The 12,380-nt window shown below is 60.4% G+C and carries 11 protein-coding genes; all 11 read right to left on the reverse strand.

Features of this window, described 5'->3' with window-relative positions; all coding sequences use genetic code 11:
* Nucleotide 1: 1 nt before the first annotated feature.
* The 11 genes from zapE to K0F85_RS02825 all read right to left on the reverse strand — a co-directional run bounded on the left by zapE (nucleotide 2) and on the right by K0F85_RS02825 (nucleotide 12,373).
* Nucleotides 2-1,099 carry a cell division protein ZapE gene (gene zapE / locus K0F85_RS02775; RefSeq protein ID WP_219114426.1) on the reverse strand — a complete coding sequence of 366 codons (1,098 nt, stop codon included), beginning with the start codon at nucleotides 1,097-1,099 and terminating at the stop codon, nucleotides 2-4.
* A gap of 70 nt (nucleotides 1,100-1,169) precedes the next feature.
* The gene (gene lpdA, locus K0F85_RS02780) at nucleotides 1,170-2,600 is read right to left on the reverse strand and encodes a dihydrolipoyl dehydrogenase (protein WP_219114427.1); all 1,431 of its coding nucleotides are present in this window, start codon (nucleotides 2,598-2,600) and stop codon (nucleotides 1,170-1,172) included.
* Nucleotides 2,590-2,973, reverse strand: a complete 384-nt coding sequence (locus tag K0F85_RS02785) for a PspC domain-containing protein (protein WP_219114428.1) — start codon at nucleotides 2,971-2,973, stop codon at nucleotides 2,590-2,592. Before K0F85_RS02785 ends, lpdA begins: the two co-directional genes overlap by 11 nt.
* 94 nt (nucleotides 2,974-3,067) lie before the next feature.
* Nucleotides 3,068-4,324: a 2-oxoglutarate dehydrogenase complex dihydrolipoyllysine-residue succinyltransferase gene (odhB, locus tag K0F85_RS02790; RefSeq protein WP_219114429.1), complete on the reverse strand. Its 1,257-nt coding sequence runs from the start codon at nucleotides 4,322-4,324 to the stop codon at nucleotides 3,068-3,070.
* Between the two features lie 87 nt (nucleotides 4,325-4,411).
* Nucleotides 4,412-7,264, reverse strand: coding sequence for a 2-oxoglutarate dehydrogenase E1 component (locus K0F85_RS02795; RefSeq protein ID WP_219114430.1), 2,853 nt, complete (start codon nucleotides 7,262-7,264; stop codon nucleotides 4,412-4,414).
* Between the two features lie 257 nt (nucleotides 7,265-7,521).
* Nucleotides 7,522-8,496 (reverse strand): LysR family transcriptional regulator, encoded by a 975-nt coding sequence (locus K0F85_RS02800; RefSeq protein WP_257572480.1) that lies wholly within the window; start codon nucleotides 8,494-8,496, stop codon nucleotides 7,522-7,524.
* A gap of 97 nt (nucleotides 8,497-8,593) precedes the next feature.
* Nucleotides 8,594-9,133 carry an NAD(P)H-dependent oxidoreductase gene (locus tag K0F85_RS02805; protein WP_219114431.1) on the reverse strand — a complete coding sequence of 180 codons (540 nt, stop codon included), beginning with the start codon at nucleotides 9,131-9,133 and terminating at the stop codon, nucleotides 8,594-8,596.
* A 211-nt stretch (nucleotides 9,134-9,344) separates the two neighbouring features.
* On the reverse strand, nucleotides 9,345-9,686 hold the full coding sequence (locus K0F85_RS02810; RefSeq protein ID WP_219114432.1) for a helix-turn-helix domain-containing protein: 342 nt from the start codon (nucleotides 9,684-9,686) through the stop codon (nucleotides 9,345-9,347).
* 152 nt (nucleotides 9,687-9,838) lie between these two features.
* Complete coding sequence (gltA, locus tag K0F85_RS02815) at nucleotides 9,839-11,143, reverse strand: citrate synthase (RefSeq protein WP_219114433.1); 1,305 nt, start codon at nucleotides 11,141-11,143, stop codon at nucleotides 9,839-9,841.
* Between the two features lie 122 nt (nucleotides 11,144-11,265).
* The gene (locus K0F85_RS02820) at nucleotides 11,266-11,547 is read right to left on the reverse strand and encodes a succinate dehydrogenase assembly factor 2 (RefSeq protein WP_034752073.1); all 282 of its coding nucleotides are present in this window, start codon (nucleotides 11,545-11,547) and stop codon (nucleotides 11,266-11,268) included.
* 115 nt (nucleotides 11,548-11,662) lie between these two features.
* Nucleotides 11,663-12,373 carry a succinate dehydrogenase iron-sulfur subunit gene (locus K0F85_RS02825; protein WP_219114434.1) on the reverse strand — a complete coding sequence of 237 codons (711 nt, stop codon included), beginning with the start codon at nucleotides 12,371-12,373 and terminating at the stop codon, nucleotides 11,663-11,665.
* Between the last annotated feature and the right edge of the window lie 7 nt (nucleotides 12,374-12,380).

The raw sequence follows: 12,380 nt of genomic DNA on the forward strand, positions 1-12,380 counted from the left end.
ATCAAACGATCGCGTCGGCCGCGCCGCGCTGTTCTTTTTCCATGTATTCGCGCGATTGCATCTCGATGATACGCGAAACGGTACGGTGAAACTCGTTGGCCAGCATGCCATTCGTGTATAGCTGGTCCGGCGCCACTTCAGCCGACATGATCAGCTTGACCTTCTGGTCATAAAATACGTCGATCAGCCAGGTAAAGCGGCGCGCTTCGGACGACTGCGCCGCCGACATGGCCGGTATGCCGGACAATATCACCGTATGGAAGCGGCTGGCGATTTCCAGGTAATCATTTTGCGAGCGGGGGCCGCCGCACAGCGTGGCGAAATCGAACCAGATGATGCCGCCGGCGCGGCGCAGGCAATGGATTTCGCGGCTCTCGATGCGGATGCGCGCGTCTTCGTCCGCCGTCTCGGCGATGCGCGTGTAAGCGTCGCGCAAGGCCTTGTCGGTGGCGGCACCCAGCGGGGTATAGTAACTTTCCACCTGTTCCAGCGCGCGGCCGCGGTAATCGACGCCGGCATCGACGTTCATCACGTCGAGCTTATCCTTGAGCAGCGCGATGGTCGGCAGCATGCGGTCGCGGTGCAGGCCGTCCGGATACAGCAGGTCCGGATCGTAATTCGAGGTCATGATGAAAGACACGCCATTGTTGAACAGGGCCGACAGCAAGTTGTACAGTATCATCGCATCGGCGATGTCGGAGACGTGGAATTCATCGAAACAGATCAAGCGGTATTTCTTGGCGATGCGCTTGGCCACCTCATCTAACGGGTCGGCCACGCCTTTCAACTCATCGAGCTGCTGGTGCACGCCGCGCATGAATTCGTGGAAGTGCAATCGCGTCTTGCGCACGAGGGGCACGACCGAGTAAAAACTGTCCATCAGGAACGATTTACCGCGCCCCACGCCACCCCACATGTACACGCCTTTCGGCACGGCAGGACGGTTCAGCAGGCGCTTGAAGGTACTCGAGCGCTGGCCCTTGTAGGCCACCCACTCGTCATAGCACAGCTGCAGGCGGTCGACCGCGCGCCGCTGGGCGGCATCGGCCTTGAAATCGCGCTTCTGCAACGCGTGCTGGTAAAACTCTTCTACGTTCATGGGATTCGCTTTAACGCACAGGGGCGCCGGCGGAAAAAATCCGCGAGCGCCCCTGAAGGACTAACTACAATTAAAAGTTCAACGTGCGCTTGTCAACCGCCAGTGCCGCTTCCTTGGTCGCTTCCGACAGGGATGGGTGAGCGTGGCAGATGCGTGCGATGTCTTCGGCCGAAGCCTTGAATTCCATCGCCACGACGGCTTCGGAAATCAGTTCGGAAGCCATCGGGCCGACGATATGCACGCCGAGGATTTCATCGGTGGTCGCATCGGCCAGGAATTTCACCATGCCCGATGTGTCGCCCAGCGCGCGCGCACGGCCGTTGGCCATGAACGGGAAGGTACCGGCCTTGTAGGCGATGCCTTCGGCCTTCAGGGTTTGCTCGGTCTTGCCAACCCACGCGATTTCCGGCGAGGTGTAGATCACCCAGGGAATCGTGTTGAAGTTGGTGTGACCGTGCTGGCCGGCGATACGCTCGGCCACGGCAACGCCTTCTTCTTCCGCCTTGTGCGCCAGCATCGGGCCGCGCACGACGTCACCCACTGCCCACACGTTCGGCAGGTTGGTCTTGCAGTCGCCGTCGACGGCGATGAAGCCGCGTTCGTCCAGCTGCAGGCCGACTTTATCGGCACCCAGGCCATTCGTGTTCGGCGTACGACCGATCGAGATGATCAGTTTGTCGAACACGGCTTTTTGCGCTTCGCCCTTGGCGTCCACGAATTCCACGGTGACGTCTTTCTTGCCTGGCGTGATCGCACCGATCTTGCAACCGAGGTTGATCTTCAAGCCTTGCTTGATAAACAGCTTCGACGCTTCCTTGGCGATCTGCTCGTCGACGGCGCCGAGGAAGACCGGCAGGCCTTCCAGCACGGTGACGTCGGAACCCAGGCGGCGCCAGACGCTGCCCATTTCCAGACCGATCACGCCGGCACCGATGACGCCCAGCTTGGCTGGTACGGCGTCGATGGCCAGTGCGCCCGTGTTCGACAGGATCAGTTTCTCGTCGAATGGTGCGCCCGGCAGTTCGCGCGCGTTCGAACCCGTGGCGATGACCACGTGCTTGGCGCTCAGGGTCTCATTGGCTTCACCCGTCACGCTGATCTCGTACGTGCCAGCGGCGGCAGCGGCAAAGGCGGCGCGGCCGTGGAAGAAGGCGATCTTGTTCTTCTTGAACAGGTACAGGATGCCGTCGTTGTTTTGCTTGACGACCGTGTCCTTGCGCTTGAGCATCTGGCCCAGGTTCAGCTTCAGGCCGGCGACGTCGATGCCGTGCTCGGCGAAGCTGTGGCCCGCGTGTTCGAAATGCTCGGACGATTGCAGCAGCGCTTTCGACGGGATGCAACCGACGTTGGTGCAAGTACCGCCAGGCGCGGCGCCGCCCTTGGCGTTCGACCACTCGTCGACGCAGGCGACGGAAAAGCCCAGCTGCGCTGCGCGGATGGCGGCGATGTAGCCGCCAGGGCCCGCGCCGATGACAACTACGTCAAATTGTTTAGTACTCATGTTTTGTTATTCCAATCTCTTCGTCTGGTACGAAAATCCACAATAGAAGGTAAATCACCACGCCGAAGCCGAAGGTCAATGTAAACAGGACGAAGACGAGGCGCCAGATCCACGCTTCCATGCCGGAAGCGCGGCCCAGTCCACCGCAGACGCCGCCAAGCCAGCGGTCGTTGCGCGAACGGCGCAGGCGGTTGAATTCCTGCACCAGGTCGTTCGCCGGGCCGGAGGCGGCATCGGCGCCGGACGTGCTGCCCGGCTTGTCCAGGTTGATATTGCTCAGGAGCTTGGCTTTCGCTTGCGCGAATTCCGCGTCGCTCAGGGCGCCCGCCAGGTGCAACTCGTGCAGACGCTTGATTTCTTCAGAGACGTTCATGGGAATCCTCTTTCAATGAGATCAGCCAGCTGCGTCTTCTGGCAAGGGGTATCAACTACATTGCCCCGGCGGCGACGCCGGGGGACTACAGTGCTTACAGGTCCAGCAACAGGCGTGCAGGATCTTCCAGCGCTTCTTTCATTGCCACCAGGCCCAGGACGGCTTCGCGGCCGTCGATGATGCGGTGGTCGTAGGACATGGCCAGGTAGTTCATCGGACGTACCACGATCTGGCCGTTTTCGACGACAGCGCGGTCCTTGGTCGCATGCACGCCCAGGATGGCCGATTGCGGCGGGTTGATGATCGGGGTCGACAGCATGGAGCCGAAGGTGCCGCCGTTCGAGATCGAGAACGTGCCGCCCGTCAGGTCGTCCAGGGTCAGCTTGCCTTCCTTGGCTTTCGCGCCGAATTCACCGATTTTTTTCTCGATGTCGGCGATCGACAGCTGGTCCGCGTTGCGGATGATAGGCACGACCAGGCCGCGCGGCGAACCGACAGCGATACCGATGTCGAAGTAGCCGTGGTAGACGATGTCGTTGCCGTCAACGGAGGCATTGATGATCGGGTACTTTTTCAGGGCAGCGACGGCGGCCTTGACGAAGAAGGACATGAAGCCCAGCTTGACGCCGTGCTCTTTCTCGAACTTGTCCTTGTACTTGTTGCGCAGGTCGATGACCGGCTGCATGTTCACTTCATTGAACGTGGTCAGGATGGCGTTCGTCGATTGCGATTGCAGCAGGCGCTCGGCGATACGCGCGCGCAGGCGGCTCATCGGCACGCGCTCTTCAGGGCGGTCGCCCAGGCTGGCGGCCGACGGCGTGGCAACTTGTTGCAGCGCTGGCTTGGCAGCGGCTGGTGCCAGAGGCGCGACAGCTGGCTTGGCGGAAGCGGCCAGGGCGTCGCCCTTGGTCACGCGGCCGTCTTTGCCCGAACCGGCGACGTCGCCAGCGGACAGGCCTTTTTCCGACAGGATCTTGGCGGCGGCAGGCATGGCGACATCGCCTTTGCTTGCGCCAGCTGGTGCGGACGCGCTAGCGGCGTCTTGCGCGGCGGCGGCCAGCGCTGGTGCGGCAACGGCCGACACTTCCATCGGGCTGACCTTGGCCGAGCCGTCGGTATCGATAATGGCGATGACTTCGCCGGCAACGACGGTGGCGCCGTCAGCCTTGATGATCTGCACGATCACGCCAGCGGCCGGCGCTGGCAGTTCCAGCACCACTTTATCGGTTTCGATATCGATCATGTTTTCGTCGCGCGCGACTGGCTCGCCGACTTTTTTGTGCCATGCAAGCAAGGTCGCTTCTGCGACCGATTCCGACAATTGGGGAACTTTGACTTCGATTTGTGCCATGTAAAACTCCGTTTATTTTGTTATTGCGGCGCCGCCCTTGCGTAGCAAGGGCGGCGCTCCGTCACGATGTATGCGAGCTCCTGCCACTTACTTGGTCAGGATAAAACCCTTCAGCTTCGAGAATGCCGTTTCCAGCAGATCTTTTTGCTGGGCGTAGTGCTTGTCATAGTAACCGACAGCAGGCGACGCCGAAGCAGGACGGCCGGCGTAGGCCAGACGCTGACCCGATTCCAGGCCTTCGAAGATATTGTGCTGGATCTGGAACCAGGCACCCTGGTTTTGCGGCTCGTCCTGCGCCCAGACCACTTCGACCAGATTCGGGAACTTCTTCAGTTCAGCAGCGAACGACTTGTGCGGGAACGGATACAGCTGTTCCAGGCGCACGATGGCCGTGTCGGTCTGGCCACGGGTCTTGCGTGCGTTGACCAGGTCGTAATAGACCTTGCCCGAGCAGGCGACCACGCGCTTGACTTTCTTGGCGTCGATTTTGTCGTCGACTTCGCCGATGACAGTCTGGAAACCGCCCTTGGCCAGGTCGGTCAGCGGCGAACCGGCATCCTTGTTGCGCAACAGCGACTTCGGCGTCAGGATGACCAGCGGCTTGCGGAACTGGCGCACCATCTGGCGGCGCAGCAAATGGAAGATCTGCGAAGCCGTCGTCGGCTGCACCACTTGCATGTTGTTATCTGCGCACAGTTGCAGGAAACGCTCAGGACGCGCGGACGAGTGCTCAGGACCCTGGCCTTCGTAACCGTGCGGCAGCATCATGACCAGGCCCGAAGCGCGGCCCCACTTCACTTCGCCGGAGCTGATGAATTGGTCGATCACCACTTGCGCGCCATTGGCGAAGTCGCCGAACTGGGCTTCCCAGATCGTCAGGGTGTTCGGTTCAGCCGTCGAGTAGCCGTATTCGAAGGCCAGTACGGCTTCTTCCGACAGCACCGAGTCGATGACGGTGAACGGCGCCTGGTTGTCCGAGACGTTTTGCAGCGGAATGTAGGTACCCGCATCCCAACGCTCGCGGTTCTGGTCATGCAAGACAGCATGGCGGTGCACGAAGGTGCCACGGCCGGCATCCTGGCCCGTCAGGCGGATAGCGTAACCGGACGATACCAGCGAAGCGTAGGCCAGATGTTCGCCCATGCCCCAGTCCAGGTTCATTTCGCCACGGCCCATGGTGCCACGGTCGCCCAGTACTTTTTCAACCAGCGAGTGGACCTTGAAGTCTTCCGGCACGGTGGTGATGCGGGTGGCCAGGCGTTTGAGTTCCGTCATCGGCACGGCGGTGTCGGCCGAATCGGTCCATTTCTTGTTCAGGAACGGCAGCCAGTCGACGGCGTACTTGTTCTTGAAGTTCGAGATGACCGGATCGACGGTGTGCTTGCCGGCGTCCATGGCGTCGCGGAAAGCGGCCACCATCTTGTCGCCGCCATCGGCAGGGATCACGCCTTGCGCTACCAGCTTGTCCGCGTACAGCTTGCGGGTGCCCGGATGCTGGCCGATCTTCTTGTACATCAGTGGCTGCGTCAGTGCCGGCGTATCTTGCTCGTTGTGGCCAAGCTTACGGTAGCAGATGATGTCGAGGACGATGTCCTTCTTGAATTCCATGCGATAGTCGAGCGCGATCTGCGTCGCCAGCACCACGGCTTCCGGATCATCGGCATTGATGTGCAGGACCGGTGCTTCGATCATCTTGACGACGTCCGAGCAGTACAGGGTCGAGCGGGCATCGCGCGGATCCGAAGTGGTGAAACCGATCTGGTTGTTGATCACGATATGCACCGTGCCGCCGGTATGGTAGCCACGGGTTTGCGCCAGATTCAGCGTTTCCATGACCACGCCCTGGCCGGCGAAAGCGGCATCGCCGTGCACCAGGATAGGCAGCACTTGCGCGCCCTGCGCATCGCCGCGGCGATCCATGCGCGCCTTGACGGAACCTTCGACCACGGGGTTGACGATTTCCAGGTGCGACGGGTTGAATGCCAGCGACAGGTGGACCGGGCCGCCTGCGGTGGAGATGTCCGACGAGAAGCCTTGATGGTACTTTACGTCGCCGGCAGGCAGGTCATCGCCATGCTTGCCTTCGAATTCTTCGAATAGTTCCTGCGGCGCCTTGCCCAGGGTGTTGACCAGCACGTTCAGGCGGCCGCGGTGGGCCATGCCGATAACGATTTCCTGCACGCCTTTTTCGCCGGCGCGCTGGATGGTTTCATCCATCGAGGCAATGAAGGTTTCGCCACCTTCCAGGGAGAAGCGCTTCTGGCCCACGTAGCGGGTGTGCAGATAGCGTTCCAGGCCTTCAGCCGCGGTCAGGCGGTCGAGGATGTGGATTTTTTTCTCTGGGGTGAAATTCGGGGTGGAGCGGATCGATTCCAGTTTCTCTTGCAACCAGCGCTTTTCGGCCGGATCGGAGATGTACATGAATTCGGCGCCGATCGAACGCGTGTAGGTATCGCGCAGATAGTTGAGCAGATCGCGCAGGGTGGCAGTCTCGGGGCCAAAATAGGTATTGCTGATGTTGAACACGGTGTCCATGTCCGCGTCGCTGAAACCGTAGAAGCTCGGCTCGAGTTCAGGGATCATCGGACGTTCCTGGCGCTGCAGCGGGTCCAGATTGGCCCAGTGCGAACCGAGGTAGCGGTAAGCGGCGATCAGTTGCGTGGCGGCGACGCGCTTGCGGCCCATTTCAACATCGAAGGAAGCGCTCACTGTGCGAATCGGACCGGCTTTTGCGCGCTCGGCGAACGAGGCAACGACGGAGGCATGCGCCACGTCAGGCTTGTTGGTGCCATCGACGGCAGGCACGTGCTGCATGGCATCGAAGTAAGAACGCCAGTTATCGGGTACCGAGCCTGGATTGTTCAGATACGCCTCGTACAAGTCTTCCACGTACGGAGCATTCCCACCGAACAGGTAGGAGTTGGTCGTTAATTGCTGCATATATTGCTCACCTTTCTTCGCGCTTCGCGAGGAATTAGCGGGTTAATCTAACCTTCCGCGACACGGCCTGACCGGTTAGCGGATTGCACATCAAGTTGTGGGGGAAGGGCTTTTTTATTACGCCAGCATTCTGCATACCGTCATTTAGAATAGCACGCGGTATTGTAACGCAACAACCACTAGTTGAATTTTATTTGGCAAGCAAATGTAAGCTGTGTTGTTGATTTTCCCGGGCTTGCAGCCCGTTACTGTTGCGCTTATACAATTCCGCTGCTGGCACCGGCACGGCGCTGGCGCGCAAGTGGTCTGACTGATAACGCCGGCGCCCCGATGGCCGCCAGCCACCCGGCATCACCGGCAAACCAGTCCACCAGGAAATCGAGCATGGTGCGCAACAGCGGCGACATGTGCTGGCGCGAGGTGTAGATGCCGTAGATGCCCATGTCCTGCGGCACGTAAGCTGGCAAGAGTTCCACCAGTTGGCCGCTGGCGATCAGCGGCGCGGCCGAATAGCGCGGCTGCATGGCGATGCCAGCCCCCGCCACCGTGGCCACCAGCAGCACCAGTGACTCATTCGCCGACAGGCGGCCGCTGACGGGGACAGTGAGCGCTTCCCCGGCATGCGTGAATTGCCACAGGCTCTTGCCGAAATACGTATAGGTCAGACAATTATGCAAGGCCAGGTCTTCCGCCCGGCGCGGCGTGCCATGCGCGGCCAGGTACGCTGGTGCGGCGCACACCACCGAAGCGCAACTGGCCAACTGGCGCGCGATCAGGTTCGGTTCGAGCGCATTCGTGATGCGGATCGCCAGATCGATGCGCTGCTCCACCAGATTGACGGCGCGGTTCTCCATCTGCAGGTCGACGGCGGCGCGCGGGTAGCGCTGCAGGTAAGCGGTCACTGCGCCGGCGAGCGCCGCCTGCGCAAGGGATTGCGAGCAGCTAATGCGCAGCAAGCCGTGTGGCGTGTCGACTCCCTCGGACGAGGCGACGGCCATGGCGCCGGCCACCTCCAGCATCTGGCGGCAGCGCGCCAGAGTGGCCTCGCCTGCATCCGTCAGGCTCAGACGGCGCGTGGTGCGATGCAAGAGGCGCGCCCCCGCCCACTGCTCCATCTCGGCCAGGTAGCGCGTCACCATGGCGCGCGACATGTCGAGCGCCTCGCTGGCAGCCACCATGCTGCCCCGCTCAGCGATGGCGACGAATACTTGTGCGGCGGTGATGCGGTCCATCTGCTGCTCTCCATTCATTGTTGGGTCCCTGCGACCAGGTATGGCAATCTACCCTATTTTTTGCGCCCAGTCGCCTGGCCTTACCCAGGCGGCGGCCTTACAGCGCTGCCAGGAAATGCTGATACTCTTGCGCGCTTTGCGCCAGCCGGTCCGCATAGCCCGCTTCCTTCGGCCCATCTTCCGCGCCATAGAAGGCAAAGAAGCGGCGGTTGTCGGCGCCGATATACGCCAGGGTGACATCGAACGGCGCCAGCAGCTGCGCCATGGTGACGTTCCACTTGCCTTCCGGCGTGAAGTCTTCCTGGCGGATGCCTGCCGTGACGGCCAGCGCCACCTTCCTCCCACTGAAGGCATCGCCGCCCGTGCCGTAGGCCCAGCCATATGCCAGCACCGCGTCGAGCCAGCGCTTCAGCAAGGGCGGGCAGTTGAACCAGTACACGGGAAACTGCAAGACCACATTGCCATGCGCCTCCACCAGCGCCTGCTCGCGCGCCACATCGATGTTTTCATCCGGATAAGCCTGCTGCACATCATGAATCGTGTAACGGTCGGGATACTGCGCCAGTTCCTGCAGCCAGCGCTTGTTGGCCACCGAGGTGGCGATGGAGGGATGGAAGACGATAACGAGGGTTTTCATGGTTGCTTTCAGGTCGATGGGAACGCCAGCGCGCATGCATAAAAAAGCAGGCGAGCCGGGGCCCTACCCCGAGGCGCGTCATTGCACCTCCAGAGGCAGAGCCAGCATAGCCATAGTGAGTATGTTTCACAAGTACGCACATTTACTACCTATACAGTAAGAAAAGTAAGCAACAGGACCGCAAAAAACCGTTTTAGTACGCGCCTGCGTATCAGACTGGCTGGTGCCGCTCACCCCACTCGCACAAGGTATGCAGTACGGGGATCAGCGAGACGCCCTTGCTCGAGAGGAAATATTCAACCTTGGGCGGTACTTGCGGGTATTCCTTGCGGATGATCAGCGCGTCGGCTTCCAGTTCCTTCAGGACGACGCTGAGGGTCTTGAAGGCGATGCCGCCGAGATGGCGCTTGAGTTCGTTGTGCCGCAGCACCTTGTTTTCCGCCAGCGCGTACAGGATCAGCATCTTGTATTTGCCGCCGATCAGCGACAAGGTATAGCCAAATCCCGTGTCGTTCAGGGCCACGCCGCTGGGGGCGCATGTTTCTTCATTCATCACGTTCTGCTTCTAGCTTTCCTGGGTGGTGCTACACAGCGTAGCAGCTTTGCGCTGCGCCGGCCATGCCGGGCGCGCATAAAAAAAGCGAGCCATGCGGCTCGCTTTTTTGCACCGGGCCGCAAGGCCCGGCAAGAACACGGCGCCGTAACTTAGGCGCGCTTGTCCAGTGGCAGTACTTCGCGGGTCGTAGCACCGACGAACAGCTGGCGCGGACGGCCGATTTTCTGTTCCGGGTCGGCGATCATTTCGTTCCACTGGGCGATCCAGCCGATGGTACGGGCCATGGCGAAGATACCGGTGAACAGCGAGACAGGGATGCCCAGCGCCGATTGCACGATGCCCGAGTAGAAGTCGACGTTCGGGTACAGTTTGCGCGATACGAAGTAGTCGTCGTTCAGTGCAATCTTTTCCAGTTCCATCGCCAGCTTGAACAGTGGATCGTCTTGCAGACCCAGTTCTTGCAGCACTTCGTAGCAGGTTTCACGCATCAGCTTGGCGCGTGGATCGAAGTTCTTGTACACACGGTGGCCAAAGCCCATCAGCTTGACGCCGGAGTTCTTGTCCTTGACTTGCTCGATGAAGGCAGGGATGTTCTCGACGGTGCCGATTTCCTTGAGCATGTTGAGTGCCGCTTCGTTGGCGCCACCGTGGGCAGGGCCCCACAGGCAGGCGATACCGGCAGCGATACAGGCGAACGGGTTGGCGCCCGACGAACCGGCCAGACGGACGGTCGAAGTCGATGCGTTTTGCTCGTGGTCTGCGTGCAGGATCAGGATTCGGTCCAGGGCGCGCACCAGCACGTCGTTGACCTTGTACTCTTCGCACGGATTGGCGAACATCATGTGCATGAAGTTGGCGCTGTACGACAGGTCGTTGCGTGGGTACACGAACGGCTGGCCGACCGAGTACTTGTAAGTCATGGCGACCAGGGTTGGCATCTTGGCGATCAGGCGGATGGCCGACACTTCGCGGTGATGCGGGTCGTTGATGTCCAGCGAGTCATGGTAGAACGATGCCAGCGCGCCGACGGTGCCCACCAGGACCGACATCGGATGCGCGTCGCGGCGGAAGCCACGGAAGAAGAATTGCATCTGTTCGTGCACCATCGTGTGCTTGGTGACGGTATCGACGAACTTGGCTTTCTGCGCCGCGTTCGGCAATTCGCCGTTCAGCAGCAGGTAGCACGATTCCATGAAGTCGGCGTTAACGGCCAACTGTTCGATCGGGTAACCACGGTACAGCAGCTCGCCCTTGTCACCGTCGATGTAGGTGATCGACGAGTTGCAGGCGGCCGTCGACATAAAGCCTGGGTCGTAGGTGAACTTGCCGCTACCGGCGTACAGTTTGCGGATGTCGACGACGTCCGGACCAACCGTGCCTTTGTAGATTGGAAATTCAAGCGATGGGCTGCCATCGGAGAACGACAGGGTAGCTTTTGTGTCAGAGATATTCATGGGCTCTTCCTTCTCGGGAGTGAGTCGAAATTAAAATCAAAAATTCTGGCTGCAATTCGCACCGCAATTCGGCAGTGCTACAGCGCGCCACTCGCACCGTTTGCAATATATCGCCCAGGCGTCTAGGCAATGCGCAGTCGTTGCAGCAGTGCGCGCACATGCGGCAGATCGACTTCGCCTTCCGGCTCTTTACGGGCCAGTACCAGATCCATTAACGCATTGTCCGATAAATCCAGCAAACGCGTCAGCGCGTCAACTTCTTCATCGGTCAATTCGGTTTCATACGCATCGAGAAAACGGGTCAGGATAATGTCGTTTTCCAGCAGGCCACGGCGTGAACGCCAGCGCAGGCGGGCGCGGTTGGCCGGGTCGGCCTGATGCGAGGACAAAATTGATTCTGTCATTTGGTTTACCACTTTACGTGTGCCTTGCGGCACGGTGCTGCTTTGCAGGCGCCGCCTGCAGGCCAGAGGATACCCCCTTCCCGCAAACGGCGCCCGGCGGACGCGAACAGGGGAATCAGATCGCGCGGCGGACCATCAATTCCTTGATCTTGCCGATCGCCTTGTTCGGGTTCAACCCTTTCGGGCAGACGTCGACGCAGTTCATGATCGAATGGCAGCGGAACAGGCGGTACGGGTCTTCCAGGTTATCCAGACGCTCAGCGGTGGCTTCGTCGCGCGAGTCGGCGATGAAGCGGTAGGCTTGCAGCAGGCCGGCCGGGCCGACGAATTTGTCCGGATTCCACCAGAACGACGGGCACGACGTGGAGCAGCACGCGCACAGGATGCACTCGTACAGGCCATCGAGTTCTTCGCGCTGTTCCGGCGACTGCAGGCGTTCTTTTTCAGGCGGGATCGAATCGTTGATCAGGAAAGGCTTGATCGAATCGTATTGCTTGAAAAATTGCGTCATGTCGACGATCAGGTCGCGGATGACCGGCAAACCTGGCAACGGACGCAGCACGATAGGCTCGGACAGCTCGTTCAGGTTGGTGGTGCATGCCAGGCCATTCTTGCCGTTGATGTTCATCGCGTCCGAACCGCACACGCCTTCGCGGCACGAGCGGCGCAGGGCCAGCGAGTCATCGACGTCCGCCTTGATGCGCTGCAGTGCGTCGAGCAGCATCTTGTCGGTGTCTTTCAGTTCGACCGTCAGGTCTTGCATGTACGGCTTGGCATCCTGGTCAGGATCGTAGCGGTAGATTTTGAATTTAAGAGTGCGTGCCATGGTATAG

This window comes from Janthinobacterium sp. UMAB-56 (assembly GCF_900095265.1).
Lineage (GTDB): Bacteria > Pseudomonadota > Gammaproteobacteria > Burkholderiales > Burkholderiaceae_D > Janthinobacterium.

Bases quoted from the DNA above. Each gene is read 5' to 3' on its own strand.
- zapE (WP_219114426.1), bottom strand. From the start codon at position 1,099: ATGAACGTAGAAGAGTTTTACCAGCACGCGTTGCAGAAGCGCGATTTC.
- lpdA (WP_219114427.1), bottom strand. From the start codon at position 2,600: ATGAGTACTAAACAATTTGACGTAGTTGTCATCGGCGCGGGCCCTGGC.
- K0F85_RS02785 (WP_219114428.1), bottom strand. From the start codon at position 2,973: ATGAACGTCTCTGAAGAAATCAAGCGTCTGCACGAGTTGCACCTGGCG.
- odhB (WP_219114429.1), bottom strand. From the start codon at position 4,324: ATGGCACAAATCGAAGTCAAAGTTCCCCAATTGTCGGAATCGGTCGCA.
- K0F85_RS02795 (WP_219114430.1), bottom strand. From the start codon at position 7,264: ATGCAGCAATTAACGACCAACTCCTACCTGTTCGGTGGGAATGCTCCG.
- K0F85_RS02800 (WP_257572480.1), bottom strand. From the start codon at position 8,496: ATGGACCGCATCACCGCCGCACAAGTATTCGTCGCCATCGCTGAGCGG.
- K0F85_RS02805 (WP_219114431.1), bottom strand. From the start codon at position 9,133: ATGAAAACCCTCGTTATCGTCTTCCATCCCTCCATCGCCACCTCGGTG.
- K0F85_RS02810 (WP_219114432.1), bottom strand. From the start codon at position 9,686: ATGAATGAAGAAACATGCGCCCCCAGCGGCGTGGCCCTGAACGACACG.
- gltA (WP_219114433.1), bottom strand. From the start codon at position 11,143: ATGAATATCTCTGACACAAAAGCTACCCTGTCGTTCTCCGATGGCAGC.
- K0F85_RS02820 (WP_034752073.1), bottom strand. From the start codon at position 11,547: ATGACAGAATCAATTTTGTCCTCGCATCAGGCCGACCCGGCCAACCGC.
- K0F85_RS02825 (WP_219114434.1), bottom strand. From the start codon at position 12,373: ATGGCACGCACTCTTAAATTCAAAATCTACCGCTACGATCCTGACCAG.